Raw genomic sequence first — 22,821 nt, 5'->3', positions numbered from 1 at the left:
AAAAGAAGAACATACGTTTCGTGGAGGTGAAGAAAAAGTGACCCATTTACGCGTCAGAAGTGGCTATAGTTTTATGAAGAGTACAATCAAATTTAATGACTATCTAGCCTTCGCAAAAGAGCATCAATTAGATACGCTCGTATTAACTGACGATCACGTGCTCTTCGGTGCTTATCAATTTTATCAACTGTGTCAGACACATCAGATAAAACCTGTTATAGGTTTATCACTATCTATCGAGATCGAAGGTCGTGACGAAGAGGTGATGGTCTATAGTAAAAACTATCACGGCTACCAGGCGTTACTTGCATTAAGTTCAGCGGTTGAAACGAGTGAAGCGGCTGTCACACCTCGCACACTACAAGCTTATCAAGGCGATATTAAAATGATCGTCCCTGTTTCTGTCATAAGAACGGTCTTTGATAAGTCTCAGTTAGAAGCAGATGACCTAAATAAGTTTTTAGCTGACTGGCCGGTTGATACGCATGTGGGTGTGAGTCTCAGTGATAGTCGCAATGCTACATTGATAGAACATAACCAGACTGTCTGGCTATCAAATGTGACGTATTTACGCCCGGCTGATAAAGAAGCTTATCACTATTTACGCCAGATGGATAAAAAGAAACAAAATCAAGCGGAAGATGGAGGGCATCACTTTTTAACTGCGGATGAACTGACCTCGCGTATCCCAAAAGTATTGCGAGAGCGAACGAGACGCTTTACGGAGGACTGTGATGTCGTCATGCCACCTAAAGAACGGCTGTTACCTAAATTCCCACTTCCTGAGAATATATCGCCGCATCGGTACTTGACTAAGCTATGTGAAGAAGCACTTAAACATAAATACGGGGATAATCGTGTGGCAACAGAAAGAATGCAGTATGAGCTCAGTGTCATAAACAAGATGGGCTACAGTGACTACTTCTTAATCGTATCAGACTTTATTCGTTATGCCCGTAAAGAACAGATTATGGTGGGGCCAGGACGGGGATCAGCGGCGGGATCAATTATCAGTTATTTACTTGATATTACACAAGTAGATCCGCTTCATTATGATTTACTATTTGAACGGTTTCTTAACCCTGAGCGGGTATCGATGCCAGATATAGATATTGATTTTTCCGATTATGGACGTGATAAAGTCATTGCTTACGTCAAACAAAAATACGGGCGCGAACACGTCGCTCAGATTGGTACGTTTGGCACCTTTAAAGTCCGTTCAACGATACGTGAACTGGCAAAAGTATTCGGTTTAGCGGATGATACGTTTAATTATATCTTAAAATTATTACCACATGATCCGTCGCTCACCCTTACCCGTGCCGTAAAAGAGTCACCAGACTTACTGGACTATATTAAGCAATCAGATGAATTAAAGTCGTTCTTTAAAGTTGCCCGAGTCATTGAAGACCTACCAAGAAACTTGTCGACGCATGCTGCTGGTGTGGTTATTTATCATGACCGATTAACCAAGCATACACCACTGACACATGATAATGATGCCCATTTGCTTACGCAGTACAACATGACGGATTTAGAGTCAATTGGCTTATTAAAGATTGACTTTCTCGGGCTAAAGAATTTAACGATTATTGAACACATCGTAAAAGATATAAGGAAAAAAGTCTTGCCCGAATTTACGATGGATCAACTTGTGTTAGATGATCAACTGACGTATCAGTTACTACAAAAGGGACGCACACTCGGAATTTTTCAATTAGAATCAAAAGGAATGCAAGAAACACTTGCGAAGTTAAAGCCGACCCGATTTGAAGATATTGTGGCGGTGAATGCCTTGTACCGTCCCGGTCCGATGGCGTTCATTGACACGTATATCAAGCGAAAAGAACAAAAAGAAACCGTCAGCTATTTACATCCCGACTTAGAGCCGATTCTCCGTGACACCTATGGTGTTCTGATATATCAAGAACAAATCATGCGGGTGGCCAATCAATTTGCGGGATTAAGCTTTGGTGAAGCCGATCTTTTACGCCGGGCGGTCAGTAAGAAGAACCGCTCGGCAATTGAAAATGCTAAAGCGACATTTACAGCTGGGTGTGTTAAAAAAGGCTATGACGAAGCGGTCATTAACGAGGTCTTTTCGTGGGTTTTAAACTTTGCTAATTATGGTTTCAACCGCAGTCACGCGGTGAGTTATAGTTTAATTTCGTATCAGCTTGCCTATTTAAAAGCACACTTTTCGAAAAGTTTTTATACTGCTTTATTAAATGACGCTTACGGATCAAATGATAAAATGGTGCAGTACAGCCATGAAATAAAACGTGCTGGGATCAAGATGCTGGCACCTAATATTAATCAAAGCTTGCACCTGTTTACCTCTGAAAAAGCGGGCATTCGGATGGGATTAAAAGCGATTAAAGGTTTAAGCTATCCGGTGATTGATGCGATTGTCAAAGAGCGTCGCCAAGCCCCGTTTCAGAGTCTGTATGACTTTTGTTTACGCATCCCGCTTGACGTTGTGAAACGTAAAGATATTGAAACCCTTGTTCTTGCTGGTACATTTGATATTTTTGAAATTGAACGCGGGGCCCTATTACAATCGATAGATGCAGCAATTGAGAATGGTACGCTGTTTGGTGATATCCAGGGTGATATTGACTGGTTAGATGGGTTTTATCAAATGGAAGAGCGCTATCCAGACACTGAACCGATGCCAGTTATGGAAAAGTTAAGTTTTGAAAAAGAACTTGTCGGCATGTATGTATCGACACATCCACTCGCACATTATCGTAAAGCGATCAGACAAGGCGGCTGTGTCAGTCTGACTTTTTTAATGGAAGTAGCCTTAGTAAAACAATCCTATCAAACGGTTGCCTTCGTTGAAGCGGTACGCGTGATTCGTACCAAACGCGGCGAATCAATGGCTTTTATTCAATTGACAGATGAAGATGCAACATTTGAGATGGTGATATTTCCTGAACAGTTTCGGTCATATAAACATACTTTAGTTGAGGATGCCTTTGTTTTAATCCGAGCGAAACTAGAAGAACGACAAGGAAAAAAACAAGGTATTATTGAAAACGTACAACCATTTGATTTCGAAGATATTAAAATAGAGGAAATGAATAAACAAGCCTACTTCATTCAAATCATCAATATGAGCGAACAACAAGTGTTAAATAAATTAAAGCCAGTGGTAGCAAAATATCCTGGCGATACACCGGTTATGTTGTATCAAAAAGAGACACAACAAGTGTTTAAATTAAGACCTGAATACTATTTAGAGACGGACTATGCAGTGAAAAAACAGTTGGAGCAGCTGTTTGGAGCAGAGAATGTTAAACAAAAGACAATTAGTCGTTAACGGAGAGCCGTTGGGATTATGGTTAGTTGGCCATGATCCTAACGGTTTTTTATTGTATATCGTAAGAAAGTTTGATATTTTCCGAATTCATTGGGTTGTTGTTTACACTAGGTACTAATTTAGTGTAAGATAGTTTTTAGAGTGGTCAGACCAGTAGATAATAAATTGTAGGTAAAGGGTGGGTATGAATAGATGACATTAAAAAAAGAAGCTTTACAGATGCATGAAGCTAACCAAGGTAAACTCACAATACAGTCAAAAGTGGCGATTAATGATAAATATGATTTAAGTTTAGCCTATTCACCTGGAGTGGCTGAGCCGTGTCTTGAAATTGAACGTGATGAGAAAGCAGCCTACAGGTATACGATGAAATCAAATATGGTTGGTGTCGTCACCAACGGGACAGCGGTTCTTGGTTTAGGTTCGATCGGAGCGCAAGCGTCGTTACCGGTGATGGAAGGAAAAGCTGTCTTATTCAAGAATTTTGCTGATGTCGATGCTTTTCCCATTTGTTTAGATACAAAAGACCCGGATGAAGTTATCCGCACGGTCGAGTTATTGGCGCCAACTTTCGGTGGCATTAATTTAGAAGACATTAAAGCGCCTGAATGCTTTTATATTGAACAAACACTAAAAGAACGATTAAATATCCCTGTTTTCCACGACGATCAACACGGGACCGCCATTGTCACGTTAGCTGGCTTAGTTAATGCGTTACGTCTTGTTGATAAATCATTTACTGAGATTAAAGTGGTCATTAACGGTGCCGGTGCTGCGGGTATTGCAATTGTAAAATTACTTCATTACTTTGGCGTTAAAGATATGGTTCTTTGTGATTCAAAAGGCGCTATCTACAAAGGACGAGGCAACGGGATGAATGCTGAAAAACAAGCGATATTAGCTTATACAAATAAGTCGAACGAAACAGGTGACTTGCGTTCGGTTATGAAAGATGCGGATGTCTTTATTGGCGTTTCACTAAAAGATTTGGTCGACGAAGCGATGATTCAATCGATGAAGCGTGACCCAATCATTTTTGCGATGGCCAACCCAGACCCAGAAATCACACCTGAACGGGCAAAACAGGCTGGTGCTCGTGTTATTGGAACTGGACGCAGTGATTATCCTAATCAAGTCAATAACGTCCTTGCCTTTCCGGGGATATTTAAAGGGGCCCTCAGTGTGAGGGCAACAGATATCAATGAAGAGATGAAAGTAGCCGCAGTTCATGCGATTGCCGGGATTATTTCAGCGACGGAATTAGATGAAGATTATGTTATTCCTGACCCTTTTGATGAACAAGTAGCTGAAGCAGTTGCAAAGGCTGTTAGTGAAGCAGCGATTAAAAGTGGCGTCAGTCAAGGTGAGCATGTTGACAAGATCTAATTCAAATACAAAAGCCTATCAAAATGTACTTGAAAAAATAAAGGATTATATTCAGATTGATCAATTAAAACCGGGTGATAAACTCCCGTCTGAACGTGAAATGGCTGAAGAGTTGCATTTGAGTCGGTCAACGATTCGTGAAGGACTGAGAGCGATTGAATTACTGGGATTGATTGAAACAAGGCAAGGAGACGGGACGTTTTTACGCCCCTACCAGTCTTATCAGACTTTGTCATTACTCGCCGGCTTTATCTTTCAAGACCGAGAAACAAAAGATAATGTCGATGATACGCTCGTTATGATTGAAGATGTGATTATTGACTTAGGTCATATCCGTGGTAGCGCATATATTCAAAGTAAGTGGTCGGGCCACGGTTACGATTATTGGAAAAAGCGTGGCTATAAAGCAACGTTTGAAGTGATTCTTTCAGTAATTGATAATCAGTTGTTAGAAAAGATTTGGTATTTACTCTATGCCTTTTATTTATCAATTGAGGATAAACAACATATACGCAAAGTTAAAGATTTATTCCAGTCGTTTGGTGTTCAAACGACGGAAGAATAAGGGGGGAATAGCTGATGCAGTTTAAAAGTATTTTTTATAAAAAGAAAAAGTATGCGTCAATTCCAACAGAAAAAGCAAAACAAGAAATACCCGAAGGCCTTGTCGAAAAGTGCGGGTCTTGCGGTAAAATATATTATGAGAAAGAATGGTCACAACAATTAAAAGTGTGCCCCAATTGCGGGACGCATCACCGCTTAACAGCCTATGAGCGAATTAAAGCGTTAATCGATGAAGACAGCTTTACTGAATGGGATCCGTCAATGGAAACAACTGACCCACTAAAGTTCCCAGAATATCAAGAAAAGTTAAAGAAAGACCAAGCCAAGACTGGACTAAAAGATGCGGTTGTGACAGGAAAAGGAACGATTAATGGCTATGAAACAGCCATCGTCGTTATGGATCCATTTTTTAGAATGGCAAGTATGGGTGCTGTTGTTGGTGAAAAAATCGCCCGTGCGCTGGAAAATGCACGCGTAGAACAATTACCGATGATTATTTTTACAGCGTCAGGTGGGGCGAGAATGCAAGAAGGCATGATCAGTTTAATGCAGATGGCGAAAACGTCCATAGCTGTTGACCGGTTTAATCGCAGTGGGGGTTGTCTCATCAATGTATTTACCCACCCAACAACCGGTGGTGTTACTGCTAGCTTTGCCTCGATTGGAGACTATCATTTTGCTGAACCAAAAGCTTTGATTGGCTTTGCAGGTAGACGTATCATTGAACAAACGATTCGCGAAAAATTACCGGATGATTTTCAAACAGCTGAATTCCAACTGAAACATGGACAAGTAGATAAAGTTGTCCATCGTCATGAATTAAAAGCACTGTTAACGACCGTCCTTGATTTACATCAACCGAAAGGACGTGACGAGTTATGAAGCAAGTACTCTCTTTTGAAAAACCAATTATTGAATTAAAAGAAAAGATACACGAATTAAAAAACATGGCCGAAGAAAATAACCTGACATTAGATGATGAAATCAATACGATGGAACAACGTCTAAAACGACTAGAACAAGAGATTTATGATCATCTATCAATCTGGGACCGGATTCAGGTTGCCAGACACCCTGAACGACCAACGTCACTGGATTATATTGAGAAATTATTCACTAATTTTATTGAATTACATGGTGATCGACTCTATCGTGATGACCCGGCCATTATTACTGGAATTGCGAAATATAAAGAAGTGCCGGTGACTGTTGTGGCCCAGCAACGTGGAAAAAACACCAAAGAGAATCTTCACCGTAACTTTGCGAGTCCGCATCCAGAAGGTTACCGTAAAGCCATTAGACAGATGAAGCTAGCAGAAAAATTTAACCGACCGATTATTTGTTTTATTGATACAAAGGGAGCACACCCTGGAAAGGGTGCCGAAGAGCGCGGACAAGGGGAAGCCATTGCGCGTAATTTAATGGAAATGGCTCATTTAACCGTACCAATTATTGCGGTTGTCATTGGTGAAGGAGGAAGTGGCGGTGCCTTAGGGATTGGTCTTGCTGATCATGTACATATGTTAGAAAATGCGATGTATTCGGTGATTTCACCAGAAGGTGCGGCAAGTATATTGTGGAAAGATGCAACAAAAGCAGAGGAAGCAGCTAAATCTTTAAAAATCACAGCCAAAGATTTAAAAGCGTTAGGTATCATTGATGAGATTATTCCGGAAGTAAAAGGCGGGGCGCATCGTGATTTTGACATGCAAGTGGCTTATGTTGATACGTATATCGAAAAATCATTTAATTATTTAACGACTATTGATCGGCAGAGCTTACCGAATATAAGGTGGGAGAAATATAAAAAAATAGGAGAAATAACCGAATAGTTCAGCTTATTGTCAGGCAAAACGCATGAAAAAAGCTAAAAACTTCGTAAAAATATGAAATAATCTTGAAAAACACCCCTAAATCTCTTGATTAAGGGGTGAGATTTTGACTGCTTTCATGTATAATCATAGATGAAATTACATTCATGCATGATGTATGTTATAATGAGTGAGTTTTAAAAGAGAAAGAAGCTAATTGAGGTGAAAGTATGAAAAGAATTGGAGTTTTAACTAGTGGGGGCGATGCTCCAGGTATGAACGCAGCTATTCGTGCTGTTGTTCGTAAAGCAATTTACCACGACATGGAGGTTTTTGGTATCTATAATGGGTATCAAGGTCTGATGGAAGGTAAAATCGAACAGTTAAACGTAGGTTCAGTCGGCGATATCATTCAACGTGGTGGTACGATGCTTTATTCTGCACGTTCTGAAGAATTTAAAACGGATGAAGGACAGAATAAAGGGATTGAACAATTAAAGAAATTTGGTATTGAAGGTCTTATCGTTATCGGTGGAGACGGATCATTCCAGGGTGCAGCGAAACTTACAGCCAAAGGTTTCCCATGTATCGGTATTCCTGGTACCATTGATAATGACATCGCAGGAACGGATTATACCATCGGTTTTGATACGGCGCTTAATACAATTATTGAAGCGGTTGATAAGATCAGAGATACGGCAACATCACATGAACGTACCTATGTCATTGAGGTTATGGGGCGTGATGCAGGGGATTTAGCTTTGTGGGCAGGTCTAGCCAACGGTGCCGAATCAGTTATTATCCCAGAAAAGCACGAACCATTTGAAAACGTCGTAGACCGACTTAAACGCGGATCGGAACGTGGTAAGAAACACAGTATCATTATCCTTGCTGAGGGTGTTGGTAATGGTTTTGATTATGGTAAGAAGATTGAATCAGCGACAAGTTTTGAAACGCGCGTGACCGTGTTAGGTCATATCCAACGTGGCGGACGCCCGACAGGTGCTGATCGTGTACTTGCAAGTCGTTTAGGTGGAAAAGCAGTTGATTTACTACTAGAAGGCCAAGGTGGCCGTATGGTAGGTATTCAAAAAAATGAACTTGTTCACCACGATATTATCGAGGCTTTAAAACAAAAGCATAGCTTGGACATGTCAATTTACCAATTAATGAGTGAAATATCTATTTAATATAATAGATAAATGTGTTGTTACAAATTCAAGGAGGAATTTATCAAATGAGAAGAACTAAAATTGTATGTACAATTGGACCAGCTTCAGAATCAACTGAGAAATTAGAGCAGTTAATCGAAGCAGGAATGAACGTTGCCCGTTTAAATTTTTCACATGGTGACTTTGAAGAGCATGGTGCTCGTATTAAAAATATTCGCGAGGCAGCGGCAAAACTAGGTAAGACAGTCGCTATTCTTTTAGATACTAAAGGACCAGAAATTCGTACAGGTACGATGACAGACGGTCAAGTTGATATTGTTAAAAACCAACATATCAATATTACAATGGATGAATCTTTCCTTGGAACATCAGATAAATTTGCGGTAACATATCCTGAATTAATCAATGATGTTCATGTAGGTTCTAAAATTTTACTTGATGATGGTCTGATTGAACTTGAAGTTGTTGAGATTCTTAAAGATCAAAATGAACTTAAAACAAAAGCATTAAACTCAGGTTTACTTAAAAACAAAAAAGGTGTAAACGTACCTAACGTAAGTGTTAACTTACCAGGTATGACAGATAAAGATGCAAAAGATATTCTATTTGGTGTTGAACAAGGCGTTGATTTTGTTGCGGCTTCATTTATTCGTCGCGCATCTGATGTTTTAATGATTCGTGAGCACCTAGATAACAATGGTGGTAAAGACATCCACATCATCCCTAAAATTGAAAACCAAGAAGGTGTCGATAACTTAGATGCGATTCTTCAAGTGGCTGACGGTTTAATGGTTGCTCGTGGTGATTTAGGTGTTGAAATCCCACCTGAAGATGTACCGGTTGTACAAAAAGATATGATCCAAAAATGTAACAATGCAGGTAAACCAGTCATTACAGCAACACAAATGTTAGACTCAATGCAGCGTAACCCACGTCCAACACGTGCTGAAGCATCAGACGTTGCGAACGCAATCTTTGATGGTACAGATGCAATTATGCTTTCTGGTGAAACAGCTGCCGGGGATTATCCTGTAGAAGCAGTTCAAACCATGCACCGTATTGCGCTTAAAACAGAATCAGTACTTGATCATAAAGCCATTTTAGATCGTCGATCTAAAACGAGCGAAATGACAATGACAGATGCAATTAGTCAATCTGTTAACCATACAGCAATGAACCTTGACGTAGATGCAATTCTGACTCCAACAAACAGTGGTCAAACAGCACGTATGATTTCAAAATACCGTCCAAAAGCACCTATCGTTGCGGTAACATTTGATGAAAAAGTAAGCCGACGATTAGCTTTATCTTGGGGTGTAAGTGCCATTACAGGTGAATTTGCTTATACAACAGACGAAGTGCTTGACTTAGCGATTGAGCGTGGTCTTGAAACTGAAAAATTCTATCGTGGTGACCGTGTCATTATCACTGCAGGTGTCCCTGTCGGTGAACGTGGTACAACAAACATGATGAAAGTTCACGTTATTGGTGATGTACTAACAAGTGGCCAAGGTATTGGTAAAGGTTCAACAATCGGTCGTGCTGTTTTTGCGAGAAATGCAGAAGAAGCAAATGAAAAAGTAAAAGTAGGCGATGTCTTAATTACTTTAGGTACAGATAAAGATATGATGCCAGCACTTGAAAAAGCAAGTGGTGTCATTACAGTTGAAGGTGGATTAACTTCACACGCAGCTGTTGTGGGTCTTGATCTTTCTATTCCTATCATTGTTGGCGTTGATAATGCAATGGATGTCATCGAAGAAGGTAAAGAAATTACCATCGATGCTAAAAAAGGTGATATTTACGCAGGTCGCGCCAGCATCCTTTAATTCGCCAAACCATCTCTAGATTTGTTATAATAAGAAGAGACTTCGGTCTCTTCTTTTCTGTTTCTTTTTTCACTTTATGAATAAATGCGTTAGTTCATAAAAACAAAAAGTATGCTATTTAAGAACGACAGAAGTACGTTTAACAGACAAGTGAGGGGATATTATGTGGAAGTGGATCATACTGACGATTTTGATTATGCCAGCGCTTGAACTAGCCGTGATTTTATGGGCCGGTTCATTGGTTGGTGGTTGGTCTGTCTTTGGCTTTATTTTACTGACAGGATTTATAGGAGCCGTATTAGCTAAGCAACAAGGGGCAGAGACCTTGCAACAAGCCAATGAAAGAATGCAGCGCAGTGAAATGCCTGGTGAACAAATCTTTGACGGGATTTGTATTTTAGTTGGTGGCTTACTTTTATTAACGCCAGGTTTTATTACAGATACCATCGGTTTTAGTTTGTTATTACCTTTTTCCAGAGGACCGTTAAAACAATTACTAAAACGTCAAATTGAACAAATGGTGAGAAATGGCCAAGTCATTACTTATCGCCGTTTTTAACGATGCATCTAGGGGGGAGACCTCCTAGCTACATCGTATAAAAAGTGAATATTTACTTGAAAAAGATTCTGATATTTCGCTATATTTGCTTAAATCAGCACCAGATGACTATATTTTTTATGCTATTTATGTTAAGATTATTCAGTGAATGTATCTGATTATGTTATCGTTTGATACTAATTAAGAACAAATGGTGAACAGGGAGTGGTTTGGAAAGCTATGTTTAATCAGTCCACATTATTTTTAATTATCTTACTCCTGCTTGGTTATTTTGGTAAAAACCAAGCGATTATTATTTCTGTCTATGTCCTTTTAGGCATACAGTTATTTAAACTAGATACGAAACTATTTCCTATCATTCAAGAACGAGGGATGAGCATAGGTGTGACGATTATTACTCTTTCAGTTTTGATTCCAATTGCGACAGGAGAAATTGGATTTTCTGAACTATTAGAAAGTGTGAAAAATTATTATGGATGGATTGCATTAGGTGCAGGTTTGTTTGTGTCGATGGTCGCCCGTGGGGGACTCGATTTACTTGCAAATGATCCGCATTTAACAACAGCATTAGTAATGGGAACAATCTTGGCAGTTGTTTTCTTACAAGGAGTTGCTGTTGGTCCGCTTATCGGTGCGGGAATTGCTTATATGATAATGAATATCGTTGATCACGTTATAAAGTTATTTTAAATAACAAAAAGGAGGAAGAAGGATGTCAACGTCAAAAGGTTTAGAAGGTATCATTGTTGCACAAACAGATATTACATCAATTGAAAAAGGAAAATTAAGTTATGTTGGTTACAGTATTGATGACCTTGCTGAACAAGCATCATTTGAAGAAGTTGTTTACCTTTTATGGTATAAACAACTGCCTAATGAAGATGCGCTACATAAATTTAAGGCCCAATTGTTTGATGAAATGACACTTAGCCCATCATTTATTGAACAGTTAAAACATATGCACATAGAAAACGCGCACCCCATGGATGTACTTAGAACAGCTGTTTCAATGCTCAGTCTTTATGATTCCGAACATGATCATGAAGATCGAGATTCTAATATTGACCGAGCAATCCGCTTACAAGCAAAAATAGCGATGATCATTACGGCATTTCATCGGTTTAGGAACGGCTTAGCACTTATTGAACCTAAACAAGAATTAAGTTATGCCGAAAATTTCTTATATATGTTACACGGAAAGGATGTTAATTCGCTTGAGAGCAAAGCGTTCAATAAAGCCCTTATCCTTCATGCTGATCATGAGCTCAATGCGTCAACATTCACAGCACGCGTCTGTGTGGCGACTTTATCAGATCTTTACTCCGGCTTGACCGCTGCTATCAGTGCATTAAAGGGGCCGCTGCATGGTGGAGCCAATGAACAAGTGATTAAAATGCTCATGGAAATTGAAACAACAGATGCGGCAATTCCTTATGTGAAAGCAAAAATAGCGAATAAGGAAAAGATTATGGGAATGGGACACCGAGTTTATAAAGAAGGCGATCCGCGAGCGAAACATTTAAAAGAAATGTCAAAAGAAATTACAAAACAAAAAGACATGTCACAGTGGTATGAAATATCAGAAAAAATCGAAAACTATGTAAAAGAAACAAAAGGCTTACCAGCAAATGTCGACTTTTATTCAGCGTCTATGTATCATGCCTTAGGCATTCCACATGATTTATTTACCCCGATTTTCGCAATGAGTCGAACGTCTGGATGGATTGCTCACATGCTGGAACAGTATGCCAACAATCGACTCATACGTCCGCGGGCAGAATACGTTGGCCTAGAAAATCAAACCTTTAAACCAGTGAATAAACGTTAATTAACGTTTACCTATATATAACTCAAGGAGGAAATCTAAATGACACAAGGTGAAAAAATTACCGTAGAACAAGGGAAAGTAATCACGCCCAATCATGCTATTATTCCATTTATTGAAGGCGACGGAACAGGTCCTGATATTTGGAATGCCGCAAGTCGCGTTCTTCAGGCAGCTGTAAACAAAGCCTATCATGGTGAAAAATCAATTGTCTGGAAAGAAGTACTCGCAGGTGAAAAAGCTTTCAATAAAACAGGAGAATGGTTACCAGAAGCCACTCTTGATGCCATTCGTGAATATAAAATTGCAATCAAAGGTCCACTTACAACTCCAATCGGTGGTGGGATTCGTTCATTAAATGTCGCATTGCGTCAGAAACTAGATTTGTTTACCTGTTTACGTCCGGTTCGTTATTTTGCTGGGGTACCCTCACCTGTTAAACGTCCAGAAGACACAGACATGGTCATCTTCCGTGAAAACACAGAAGATATTTATGCTGGAATTGAATGGGCTAAAGGTTCTGATGAAGTAAAGAAAGTCATCGACTTCTTACAAAATGAAATGGGTGTTACGAATATTCGCTTCCCAGAAACATCTGGTATTGGTGTGAAACCAGTATCTGAAGAAGGAACGAAACGAATCGTGCGTGCCGCGATTGATTATGCAATCAAAGAAGGACGCAAAAGTGTTACGATCGTGCATAAAGGCAACATTATGAAGTTCACTGAAGGTGCCTTTAAGAACTGGGGTTATGAATTAGCTGAGACAGAATTTAAAGACCAAGTCTTTACGTGGGCAACGTATGATAAAATCGTTGAAACTGAAGGTAAAGAAGCCGCTGACCAAGCACAGAGCGACGCTGAAGCAGCAGGTAAAATTATTGTTAAAGATGCGATTGCAGATATCTTCTTACAACAGATTCTTACACGTCCTAAAGAATTTGACGTGGTTGCGACGATGAACTTAAATGGTGACTACATTTCAGATGCGCTTGCAGCTCAAGTTGGTGGTATTGGTATTGCTCCAGGGGCAAACATTAACTATGAAACAGGCCATGCGATTTTTGAAGCAACACACGGAACGGCACCTAAATATGCTGGACTCGATAAAGTGAATCCGTCATCTGTTATCCTCTCAGGTGTATTAATGCTTGAACACTTAGGTTGGACTGAAGCGGCTGATTTGATTACAAAATCAATGGATCATACAATTGGTTCTAAAGTTGTGACTTATGACTTTGCACGTCTTATGGACGGTGCAACAGAAGTGAAAACAAGTGAATTTGCAGATGCTCTTATTAGCAACATGGGTAAATAATATTCTAATGAAGCGTATGACGGCGATTGTCGTTGTACGCTTTTTTTAGGTTAAAATTAATAGGGTGATACAAAAACCTTTTTTTGTAATTTATGTTTTAATGTGTTACAATGATGATAATATTAATTATAATCAACCATATAACTAGGAGGGGTTGGGGTGAGCAAAAAATGGATAGGTATCATGGCAATCATCGTACTTACTGGGATCGCATCATTTGCTGTATTAACTAATGGAGCGAAGGGTGACAATCAAGTGGCATTGCGCTATGAAGGTGTACCGTTAATAATTGGTGTATTATCAGATAATAGTTTACCGGACTTTGATCTTGAAGAAGCGGACGTAACATTTCAGACTGTGGCGTTAAATGAAATTAATAGGGACAATGTGGATGCATATCTGTTTACGGAGGAACATTTTGATGTCATTTCTGAAGATAAATACAGTCAGATGCTTCGTGAAAATGGTGTGTTTAACTTTTTTGTGGATCCGAAAAAAGAAGTGATGACTTTTTATCTAGAAAATCTCCTATATAGTGACGTCCCAGAAGCGGAAAATCAAGCTTATATTGAAGGGTTTGCTGTGTTAAAAGACGAAACAAAAACGGTGGCGATTGCTGAATCATATCAAGATACAACAAAAGAGCTTCAAACAAGTGCTTATCAATCGATGTTAAAAGAGCTTCAAACACATAAAGAAGAGGTATTCCTAAACCAATAATGTTACCGAAAGTCATCGCTTTAAGCGGTGATTTTTTTTCTTTCTTTTCTTACTAATCATAGAAAAAGAGGTCTTGTATGCATCATTCGTCAAAAAATTTACAAAAACTTTACTTTGTAAATGAAATTTTACAGGTGAGTTGATTAGTCTGTCTTTCAATTATTGATTAAAACAGCTATGATAAATATGAATGAAACATGAAGGGGGTATAAAGGTTGAGTGAAAAAATCTTAATTGTTGATGATGAAGAATCAATTGTCACCTTGTTACAATACCATATAGAAAAAGCGGGCTTCAATACTGATGTCGCCTATTCAGGTACAGAAGCACTGGCTAAAGCGATAAAAAATGACTATGAATTAATTGTGTTAGATCTTATGTTACCAGGAATGGAAGGGACTGACGTGACCAAAGCCTTGCGTCAAGAAAAGATAGACAGTCCCATTTTAATGTTAACGGCAAAAGATGATGAATTTGATAAAATCTTGGGCTTAGAACTTGGAGCGGATGATTACTTAACGAAACCTTTCAGCCCAAAAGAAGTTGTTGCTCGTATTAAGGCCATTTTACGGCGGACGAATAAACCGAAAGCAGAAGAAGCCTTATACTTATCCATCGGTGAGTTAACCATCTATCCAGAACAATATGAAGCAACGCTTAGTGGTGAAGTACTAACCTTCACGAGAAAAGAATTTGAACTATTATTTTACTTAGCCAAGCATAAAGGGAAAGTATTGTCACGTGATCAATTACTTACGGCCGTGTGGAACTATGATTTTGCCGGTGATACGCGAATCGTTGATGTTCACGTCAGTCATTTGCGAGAAAAAATCGAACCAGATACGAAGCAACCAATTTATATTAAGACGATACGCGGACTTGGTTATAAAATGGAGGAGCCGAAAAAATGACGACTCATCGGCGGCTGTTTTTGACTCAAGTGCTGTCAGTAAGTGTGTTATTTGTTGTGCTTGTATTTGCGATTGTACCGCTTGTTTTTGGTAGTGCGCAATATATTGTCTTCTTTCTACTTACCGGAGCATATTTTATGATTATTTTATTATTTTATCAAGTATATAAAAATTATGTCCGTCCTGTTAAGCATTTAGTAGAAACGATTGATTCACTTGTCAGTGGGAATTATAAAGTGCGCGTACATGAAGATTTTCACGCGGACACAGGACGCCTTCAAGGTGCGATTAATGAGCTTGCTCGCCATTTACAAGATTTAAACCGTCAAGAAAAGATGCATGCCCGTCAACTCAATAGCGTGATTGAAAATATGGCAAGTGGTGTCATGCTTATTGACCAACAAGGGTATGTTCATTTAGTAAATAAGCGCTTTGTTGATCTGTTTGGGTTAACGAGAGAACGTTATACAGACTCATTGTACTACGATGTTCTCGACCAAAATCAAATTGATGAAACGGTTCAAGAAGTCTTTTTATATGAACAACCGATCAAAAATGAAATAACCCTCACAAAAGACTTAACGACGTATTATTTAGAAGTGATTGGCGCACCTTATTTTAACCAAAAACATGATTTGCGTGGTGCGGTGCTTGTTTTTCATGATGTGACAGAGTTTAAACGTTTGGAACAAATACGTAAAGATTTTGTTGCAAATGTGTCACATGAACTAAGAACGCCGATTACATCAATCAAAGGCTTTGCTGAAACAATGTTAGAAGATGAATTAGATAAAGAACTAGAACAACGTTTTCTTTCAATTATCTATAAAGAGAGTCACCGGCTACAGTTGTTGATTCAGGATTTACTTGACTTATCTAAGTTAGAAAAGGTAGATTTTCATTTGAATTACCAAGTTATTCAGCTTGATGGTTTAATAAGAGAGTCTGTTGAAATGGCAAAAGTGCAAGCAAAAGCAAAAGGCATGGACTTAACGATTGCTGGCGAAGAGGGACTTGAACTCTCGGCTGATTATGACCGGTTAAAACAAGTGATTTTGAATCTGATTTATAATGCGATTAATTATTCACCAAATGGTGGGGAAGTCACCATAGCTGCTTATAATTCCTCCGGATATGTTAAAATTGAAGTGAGTGATAACGGCATGGGTATAGCAACAGAAGTGTTGCCACGTATTTTTGAACGCTTTTATCGCGTTGATAAAGCGAGAAGTCGCAATACAGGTGGCACTGGATTAGGTTTATCTATTACGAAACATATAGTAGAAGCTCATCATGGTCAGATTTTTGTTGACAGTGTGGTTGATGAAGGCTCAACATTTACAATTATGTTACCAAAAGAACAGACATGAGTGTCTGTTCTTTTTTTGTTGTCGCCTGAGTAAGTATCATTTTTGAAAATGATGAAAACATGATAAGATAAGATTAGTTTCGGCGGTAATTCATCCATTTGATAAGCGGGGTCTAATAAATATAGTGATACATAATGAGGATAAGGAGTTGACATAATGTCAGATAAAAAATTAGTTTTGATTGACGGTAATAGTGTCTTGTACCGGGCATTTTTTGCTTTACCACTACTTTCAAATACACAAGGGGTGCATACGAACGCAGTCTTCGGTTTTACGAAGATGTTGTTGACAATATTAGAACGAGAAGCCCCAACGCATGTGCTGGTCGCTTTTGATGCGGGCAAAACGACGTTTCGTCATGACACATATAAAGAATATAAAGGTGGGCGACAAAAAACACCACCGGAACTATCAGAACAATTCAACATCACACGTGAGTTGCTTGATGCTTTTCAGCTTACCCATTATGAATTAGCGAATTATGAAGCGGATGATATTATTGGAACATTATCAAAACAAGCAGAAACAAAAGGTTTTGATGTGGCAGTTATTACCGGTGATAAGGATATGCTTCAACTTGTATCCGATAAAACATCTGTACATCTAACGAAAAAAGGAATCAGTGAGACAGAAAGTTATACACCAGATTATCTCAATGAAAAACTAGAGATAACACCTGCGCAAATTATTGATATGAAAGCATTAATGGGAGATGCTTCTGATAATATACCGGGTGTACCGGGAGTTGGTGAAAAAACGGCAATTAAATTGTTAAAACAATTCGAAACATTGTCAAAAGTATACGATGGACTTGATGATGTCAGCGGTAAAAAATTAAAAGAAAAGTTAGTGACCCATAAAGAAGATGCCTTTATGTCATATGAGCTGGCGACGATTAACCGCGAGTCTCCCATTACTGTCGAACTAGATAAGACTAAATATGACGGTTTTGACATGAAAGAGTTGCGAGATTTATTCAAACAATTAGAGTTTAAATCACTGATGTCAATGATTGACGCCGACCAGATTGAAGAAACTGAAACTTTAAAAGACATGACTGTTGAAGTCGTTAACGATTTTAGTCAGCTAAGTCTTACAGGAGAAGAAAGTCTTGTCGTTGATTATCTAACAGAACAATATCATACGGATAAGCTTCTTGGTGTTGGCATGAGTAACGAAGACCATCACTATTTTTTAAGTAAGGATGTTGTTGAAAAAGATGCGGCTTTTCATGCGTATTTAAGAGACGAATCAATGAAAAAGTATACCTTTGACGCAAAAAAAGTATTGGTTACTTTTAAACATTTAGGCATTGATGTTAAAGGTATTATGTTCGATTTATTACTAGGCTCCTATTTAGTGAATCCATCAGAAAACAATCATGATATCCCGTCCATTGCATCTCGTTATGATTCGATTGGGGTAAGAGAAGATGAGGATGTGTATGGTAAAGGAAAAAAACTAGCCATTCCTGATGAAGACGTGTTACGTGATCACATTGTAAGAAAAGCACATGTCGTCTACGCATTAAAGCCAACGATTGAAGCAGGGCTTGTTACGAATGAACAGATGATGTTATACGAAACTCTTGAACTACCACTCAGTAAGATCTTAGCCGATATGGAAGAACTCGGCGTTATGGTCGACCGAGAAAAATTAGAAGTGATGCAGCAAGACTTAGCAGAACGTTTAAAGACGATAGAAGAAAAAATATATGAGGCCGCTGGTGAATCATTTAACTTAAACTCGCCTAAACAACTTGGGGTTGTGTTGTTTGAGAAACTTGAATTACCGGTGATAAAGAAAACTAAGACAGGCTATTCAACGGCTGCGGATGTTTTAGAACAATTAAAAATGAAACACCCAATTATTGAAGATATTTTGTTGTATCGTCAACTTCAAAAACTACAGTCAACCTATTTAGAAGGGTTGCTTAAAGTGATTCATGCAGACGGGAAAATACACACCCGCTTCAATCAAGCTTTGACACAAACTGGGCGCCTTTCATCAACAGATCCCAACTTACAAAACATTCCGATTCGATTAGAAGAAGGCAGAAAGATACGTCAAGCCTTTGTTCCTAGTGAAAACAATTGGGAAATGTTTGCCTGTGACTACTCTCAAATTGAGTTGCGTGTCCTTGCCCATATTGCCGGTGATGAGAAACTCATTCAGGCATTTAAGGATGACCGTGACATTCATACGCAAACCGCCATGGATGTTTTCCACGTGGAAGAAGCAGACGTCGATAGTTTAATGCGCCGTCAAGCCAAAGCGGTTAACTTCGGAATTGTCTACGGCATTAGTGATTACGGATTATCACAAAATTTAGGGATTACTCGTAAAGAAGCACAAGCTTTTATTGATCGTTATTTTAATAGTTATCCAGGTGTAAAAATATACATGGATGAAATTGTAAAAGAAGCAAAACAACAAGGCTACGTGACTACCTTGATGCACCGCCGCCGTTATTTACCAGATATCACAAGTCGTAATTTTAATCAGCGAAGCTTTGCTGAGCGTACCGCGATGAATACACCGATTCAAGGTAGTGCGGCTGATATTATTAAAAAAGCCATGATTGATTTAACTGAGCGTTTAACTGCAGAAGGCCTACGAGCGAATATGCTACTGCAAGTACACGATGAACTGATATTAGAAGCACCTAAAGAAGAAATTGACCAATTAAAAAGAATTGTACCAGAGGTGATGGAACAGACTGTTGAACTATCTGTACCACTAAAAGTCGATTATGCGCACGGTCCGACATGGTATGATGCGAAATAAGAACGGAGAATGATCAATGCCAGAATTACCAGAAGTAGAAACGGTAAGGCGTACACTAAAAACATTAATCATTGATAAAACGATTGCGTCCGTTGATGTACGTTTTGCTAAAATAATTAAAAAGCCAGATGATAGTCACGTGTTTGAACTGATGCTTAAAGGACAAACCATTCGCGATATTAAACGTCGGGGAAAATTCCTGTTATTTATTTTTAATGATGTTGAAATGGTGTCACATTTACGAATGGAAGGAAAGTTTTCCACTCACTCCAATAGCGAACCAGAAAATAAACATACTCATGTTATTTTTACGTTTACTGATGGAACAAGTCTCCAATACAATGATGTTCGAAAGTTTGGCACAATGCATCTCTTTCCTAAAGGTGAAGCGCTTGAAGCATTACCGATGAAACAAGTGGGCGTGGACTTATATTTAGACCCAGTTGAATTCAATCACTTGTATCCGAAAATTATAAAATCAACGCGGGCGATTAAAAATATTTTACTCGACCAACAATTGCTTGCCGGTTTAGGTAATATTTATGTCGATGAGACACTTTTTCGTTCTAATGTTCATCCGATGACAAAAGGACACGCTTTAAGTCAATCAGAGGTTAAACGTCTTTTAATAGAAGCCCAAGCGGTCATTCAAGAAGCAGTAAAACAAGGCGGGACAACGATTAGAAGTTATACGAATGCCGATGGCAATATGGGTATGTTCCAACAAACACTTAATGTGTATGGTCAAACCGACAAACCCTGTCCAGTTTGTGATACACCGATTGAAAAAACAAAGGTATCTGGACGTGGCACACATTATTGTCCAGTCTGCCAAGTAATCAAACAACCAGAGGAGTGAGCGTATGTCGTGTGTCGTTGGTCTGAGCGGTAGCATTGCGACTGGTAAAAGTACGGTTGTGGAATGGTTTAAAACAAAACAAGTACCGGTCATTGATGCTGATCGAATTGCTCGTGAAATCGTTGAGCCGGGTAAGCCTATACTGACGCGGCTAAAACAGACATTTGGTGAGGAGATTATTCAAACAGATGGTTCACTGGACCGTACGTTACTCGGTCAAATGATTTTTAATGATGATACCTTAAGGCAAAAGCTCGATGACCTAATGCATCCGGCGATTGTTAAAGAAATAGTTAGCCGCCGAGATAGATATATGAACCAAAGTGAGCCGCTTATTATTTTAGATATTCCGTTATTGTTTGAAGGCGGCTTTACCAATCTAGTTGATCGCATCATTGTTGTTTACACGACTGAAGCTGTCCAGCTTGAGCGTTTAATGAAAAGAAATAAGCTTACGAGACAAGAAGCAAAAAAACGAATTAAAACGCAGTGGTCGATTGAAATGAAAAAAGATTTAGCGACCGATGTCATCAATAACAACGGTTCTTTAGACGAAACATATAAACAATGCGACACATTATACAAAAAGTATTTGTCACAAGAGAGGAAGCAGTGAAATTAGCTGCCCTTACGCTGGTAGTTGTAAGGATTGGCACATGCGAAAATAACATTCTATTTTAAAAAAATAGTTGCAGGAAGACATATTTCGATATATAATTTTCCTGCGTGTGTATTTTGATTAGATGCACAACAATATGAAAATGAGCCGTTGATTGCTTAAAGGGTTAGGACCTCTTTGGACTAACTTTCCCCCGTGGCAATTAAGCTTACATTTTACAAAAACAGAAACAGGGGGAGTGTTTATAATGGACACAATGGGAAGACACGTTATTGCTGAAATGTGGGATTGCAACATTGATATTTTAAATGATATGGGAAAGATTGAACAAATTTTTGTTGATGCAGCACTTAAATCGGGTGCTGAAATTAGAGAAGTCGCATTTCATAAATTTGCACCACAAGGTGTGAGTGGCGTGGTGATTATTTCTGAATCACACTTAACGATTCATAGTTTTCCGGAACACGGCTATGCGAGTATTGACGTTTATACGTGTGGAGATGTTATTGATCCAAACGTTGCTTGTGATTATATCGCTGAGAGCTTAGATTCAAAACGATTAGAACGTGTCGAAGTACCAAGAGGTCTTGGTCCTATTCAAGTACCAAAATCCGAATCACTTTAATAGTCACTCCTCTTAGTCATTATTTGCTAAGAGGAGTTTTTGCATCTTAACAATGATTTTGATTGTTTTGTATAAAGAACACGGAAATCCAAACATTGTTATCGTTTTCTTAAGCTAAACATGTTAAAATATAAAATACATGTATATAAAAGCATAAGAAAAAGTAAATGATGAGGTGTAACGATGGGATTTAAAGAAGGATTTAATAAGTATTTTAACAATCATTCTGAAACAGCAGAAAAACATTGGGATAAAAATTTAGAAAGTAAATATTTTAAAACAACGAAAGATCGTGGATTCGATGCGGTTATGAATTATTTTAAAAAGAATTCAAATTGTGAGGTTAAAGCATCTTCACAAGAACGTGGGGAAATTACCGTTAATTACAAAGGCAAGCGTCGTGCGTTTGTTGTCGTAACTATTATTATGGTGAAGCCCTTCCGCACATCAGTAGATTTATCCGTCACAACTGAAGGTGGTTTGTTTGATTTAGGTTTTAGTCATAATTTGATTACGAAACTGTATGACGATCTAAAAAAAGAAATGGAATTAGTTGACTGATCCGGTCTTCGTAATCATAATAAATTAGCTGAAAAGGAGGTTGTTAAACGATGCGGTGTCCTAACTGCCATGATAAACATACACGGGTATTAGATTCACGACCAATTGAAGATAATCAAGCGATTAGACGTCGACGCGAATGCGAGGCTTGTGCGCATCGATTTACGACCTTTGAACGCATCGAAGAAATGCCCTTGATCGTCGTTAAAAAAGAAGGCGTCCGCGAAACATTTAGTCGCGAGAAATTGGTGCGAGGTCTTATGAAGGCTTGTGAAAAACGCCCGGTCGCATTAGAACAGCTTGAAGATTTAGCGCTTAATGTCGAACGCTCTTTAAGAAGTCGGGGGCAATCAGAAGTAGATAGCAATGATATTGGTGAACTTGTGATGGAAGGTCTCAGTCAAATTGATGAAGTGGCCTACGTTAGATTTGCCTCTGTGTATCGCCAATTTAAAGATATCAATGTCTTTTTGGATGAGCTTAAAGAATTGATCCATGAAGATAAAAAAGGTGAATCGGGTCGCTTGTCTGACGATGAGACAAACTAATTCACACGTTATCAAACAATAAATGAGCCTCGC

General features: G+C 38.7%; 20 protein-coding genes. All 20 read left to right on the top strand.

Going from position 1 to position 22,821, the window contains the following annotated elements:
• Positions 1 to 37 precede the first annotated feature (37 nt).
• Positions 38 to 3,325 (top strand): DNA polymerase III subunit alpha, encoded by a 3,288-nt coding sequence (locus BM098_RS01025; RefSeq protein WP_089829471.1) that lies wholly within the window; start codon positions 38 to 40, stop codon positions 3,323 to 3,325.
• Positions 3,326 to 3,517: 192 nt separating this feature from the next.
• Positions 3,518 to 4,711: an NAD(P)-dependent malic enzyme gene (locus tag BM098_RS01020; protein ID WP_089829469.1), complete on the top strand. Its 1,194-nt coding sequence runs from the start codon at positions 3,518 to 3,520 to the stop codon at positions 4,709 to 4,711.
• Positions 4,698 to 5,276: a FadR/GntR family transcriptional regulator gene (locus BM098_RS01015; RefSeq protein ID WP_234987367.1), complete on the top strand. Its 579-nt coding sequence runs from the start codon at positions 4,698 to 4,700 to the stop codon at positions 5,274 to 5,276. Before BM098_RS01020 ends, BM098_RS01015 begins: the two co-directional genes overlap by 14 nt.
• A gap of 14 nt (positions 5,277 to 5,290) precedes the next feature.
• On the top strand, positions 5,291 to 6,157 hold the full coding sequence (accD, locus tag BM098_RS01010) for an acetyl-CoA carboxylase, carboxyltransferase subunit beta (RefSeq protein WP_089829465.1): 867 nt from the start codon (positions 5,291 to 5,293) through the stop codon (positions 6,155 to 6,157).
• Positions 6,154 to 7,107, top strand: coding sequence for an acetyl-CoA carboxylase carboxyltransferase subunit alpha (locus BM098_RS01005; protein WP_089829463.1), 954 nt, complete (start codon positions 6,154 to 6,156; stop codon positions 7,105 to 7,107). Before accD ends, BM098_RS01005 begins: the two co-directional genes overlap by 4 nt.
• Before the next feature lie 209 nt (positions 7,108 to 7,316).
• Entirely contained in the window at positions 7,317 to 8,276 is a 960-nt protein-coding gene (gene pfkA, locus BM098_RS01000; protein WP_089829461.1) for a 6-phosphofructokinase, read from the top strand.
• Between the two features lie 47 nt (positions 8,277 to 8,323).
• Positions 8,324 to 10,087, top strand: coding sequence for a pyruvate kinase (gene pyk, locus BM098_RS00995; protein ID WP_089829459.1), 1,764 nt, complete (start codon positions 8,324 to 8,326; stop codon positions 10,085 to 10,087).
• A gap of 163 nt (positions 10,088 to 10,250) precedes the next feature.
• Positions 10,251 to 10,646: an FxsA family protein gene (locus BM098_RS00990; RefSeq protein WP_089829457.1), complete on the top strand. Its 396-nt coding sequence runs from the start codon at positions 10,251 to 10,253 to the stop codon at positions 10,644 to 10,646.
• Between the two features lie 219 nt (positions 10,647 to 10,865).
• The gene (locus BM098_RS00985; RefSeq protein ID WP_089829455.1) at positions 10,866 to 11,336 is read left to right on the top strand and encodes a DUF441 domain-containing protein; all 471 of its coding nucleotides are present in this window, start codon (positions 10,866 to 10,868) and stop codon (positions 11,334 to 11,336) included.
• Between the two features lie 22 nt (positions 11,337 to 11,358).
• Entirely contained in the window at positions 11,359 to 12,474 is a 1,116-nt protein-coding gene (gene citZ, locus BM098_RS00980) for a citrate synthase (protein WP_089829453.1), read from the top strand.
• Positions 12,475 to 12,513: 39 nt separating this feature from the next.
• A complete protein-coding gene (gene icd / locus BM098_RS00975; RefSeq protein ID WP_089829452.1) occupies positions 12,514 to 13,788 on the top strand; it encodes an NADP-dependent isocitrate dehydrogenase in 1,275 nt (424 codons plus the stop codon).
• A 159-nt stretch (positions 13,789 to 13,947) separates the two neighbouring features.
• Positions 13,948 to 14,508, top strand: a complete 561-nt coding sequence (locus tag BM098_RS00970) for a hypothetical protein (RefSeq protein WP_089829450.1) — start codon at positions 13,948 to 13,950, stop codon at positions 14,506 to 14,508.
• Between the two features lie 215 nt (positions 14,509 to 14,723).
• A complete protein-coding gene (locus BM098_RS00965) occupies positions 14,724 to 15,419 on the top strand; it encodes a response regulator transcription factor (protein ID WP_089829448.1) in 696 nt (231 codons plus the stop codon).
• The gene (gene pnpS, locus BM098_RS00960) at positions 15,416 to 16,789 is read left to right on the top strand and encodes a two-component system histidine kinase PnpS (RefSeq protein WP_089829446.1); all 1,374 of its coding nucleotides are present in this window, start codon (positions 15,416 to 15,418) and stop codon (positions 16,787 to 16,789) included. Before BM098_RS00965 ends, pnpS begins: the two co-directional genes overlap by 4 nt.
• A 156-nt stretch (positions 16,790 to 16,945) precedes the next feature.
• Positions 16,946 to 19,576, top strand: a complete 2,631-nt coding sequence (gene polA, locus BM098_RS00955; protein WP_089829444.1) for a DNA polymerase I — start codon at positions 16,946 to 16,948, stop codon at positions 19,574 to 19,576.
• 16 nt (positions 19,577 to 19,592) lie between these two features.
• Positions 19,593 to 20,435, top strand: coding sequence for a DNA-formamidopyrimidine glycosylase (gene mutM, locus BM098_RS00950; protein ID WP_089829442.1), 843 nt, complete (start codon positions 19,593 to 19,595; stop codon positions 20,433 to 20,435).
• Positions 20,436 to 20,439: 4 nt separating this feature from the next.
• On the top strand, positions 20,440 to 21,051 hold the full coding sequence (gene coaE, locus BM098_RS00945) for a dephospho-CoA kinase (RefSeq protein WP_089829441.1): 612 nt from the start codon (positions 20,440 to 20,442) through the stop codon (positions 21,049 to 21,051).
• 250 nt (positions 21,052 to 21,301) lie between these two features.
• Positions 21,302 to 21,679 carry an adenosylmethionine decarboxylase gene (gene speD / locus BM098_RS00940; RefSeq protein ID WP_089829439.1) on the top strand — a complete coding sequence of 126 codons (378 nt, stop codon included), beginning with the start codon at positions 21,302 to 21,304 and terminating at the stop codon, positions 21,677 to 21,679.
• A 183-nt stretch (positions 21,680 to 21,862) separates the two neighbouring features.
• Positions 21,863 to 22,240, top strand: a complete 378-nt coding sequence (locus BM098_RS00935) for a cytosolic protein (protein WP_089829437.1) — start codon at positions 21,863 to 21,865, stop codon at positions 22,238 to 22,240.
• A 50-nt stretch (positions 22,241 to 22,290) separates the two neighbouring features.
• On the top strand, positions 22,291 to 22,788 hold the full coding sequence (nrdR, locus tag BM098_RS00930; protein WP_089829435.1) for a transcriptional regulator NrdR: 498 nt from the start codon (positions 22,291 to 22,293) through the stop codon (positions 22,786 to 22,788).
• Positions 22,789 to 22,821: the final 33 nt, after the last annotated feature.

Origin of the sequence: Halolactibacillus halophilus, from assembly GCF_900115605.1 — a bacterium.
Taxonomy (GTDB): domain Bacteria; phylum Bacillota; class Bacilli; order Bacillales; family Amphibacillaceae; genus Halolactibacillus; species Halolactibacillus halophilus.
The sequence above is the reverse complement of the archived record's forward strand: the minus strand, read 5'-3'. Positions and strand labels throughout refer to the sequence as shown.

What these genes read in the sequence shown, in the direction of transcription:
- BM098_RS01020 (WP_089829469.1), top strand. Translation starts at nt 3,518, where the DNA reads ATGACATTAAAAAAAGAAGCTTTACAGATGCATGAAGCTAACCAAGGT.
- accD (WP_089829465.1), top strand. Translation starts at nt 5,291, where the DNA reads ATGCAGTTTAAAAGTATTTTTTATAAAAAGAAAAAGTATGCGTCAATT.
- BM098_RS01005 (WP_089829463.1), top strand. Translation starts at nt 6,154, where the DNA reads ATGAAGCAAGTACTCTCTTTTGAAAAACCAATTATTGAATTAAAAGAA.
- pfkA (WP_089829461.1), top strand. Translation starts at nt 7,317, where the DNA reads ATGAAAAGAATTGGAGTTTTAACTAGTGGGGGCGATGCTCCAGGTATG.
- pyk (WP_089829459.1), top strand. Translation starts at nt 8,324, where the DNA reads ATGAGAAGAACTAAAATTGTATGTACAATTGGACCAGCTTCAGAATCA.
- BM098_RS00990 (WP_089829457.1), top strand. Translation starts at nt 10,251, where the DNA reads ATGTGGAAGTGGATCATACTGACGATTTTGATTATGCCAGCGCTTGAA.
- BM098_RS00985 (WP_089829455.1), top strand. Translation starts at nt 10,866, where the DNA reads ATGTTTAATCAGTCCACATTATTTTTAATTATCTTACTCCTGCTTGGT.
- citZ (WP_089829453.1), top strand. Translation starts at nt 11,359, where the DNA reads ATGTCAACGTCAAAAGGTTTAGAAGGTATCATTGTTGCACAAACAGAT.
- icd (WP_089829452.1), top strand. Translation starts at nt 12,514, where the DNA reads ATGACACAAGGTGAAAAAATTACCGTAGAACAAGGGAAAGTAATCACG.
- pnpS (WP_089829446.1), top strand. Translation starts at nt 15,416, where the DNA reads ATGACGACTCATCGGCGGCTGTTTTTGACTCAAGTGCTGTCAGTAAGT.
- polA (WP_089829444.1), top strand. Translation starts at nt 16,946, where the DNA reads ATGTCAGATAAAAAATTAGTTTTGATTGACGGTAATAGTGTCTTGTAC.
- mutM (WP_089829442.1), top strand. Translation starts at nt 19,593, where the DNA reads ATGCCAGAATTACCAGAAGTAGAAACGGTAAGGCGTACACTAAAAACA.
- coaE (WP_089829441.1), top strand. Translation starts at nt 20,440, where the DNA reads ATGTCGTGTGTCGTTGGTCTGAGCGGTAGCATTGCGACTGGTAAAAGT.
- speD (WP_089829439.1), top strand. Translation starts at nt 21,302, where the DNA reads ATGGACACAATGGGAAGACACGTTATTGCTGAAATGTGGGATTGCAAC.
- BM098_RS00935 (WP_089829437.1), top strand. Translation starts at nt 21,863, where the DNA reads ATGGGATTTAAAGAAGGATTTAATAAGTATTTTAACAATCATTCTGAA.
- nrdR (WP_089829435.1), top strand. Translation starts at nt 22,291, where the DNA reads ATGCGGTGTCCTAACTGCCATGATAAACATACACGGGTATTAGATTCA.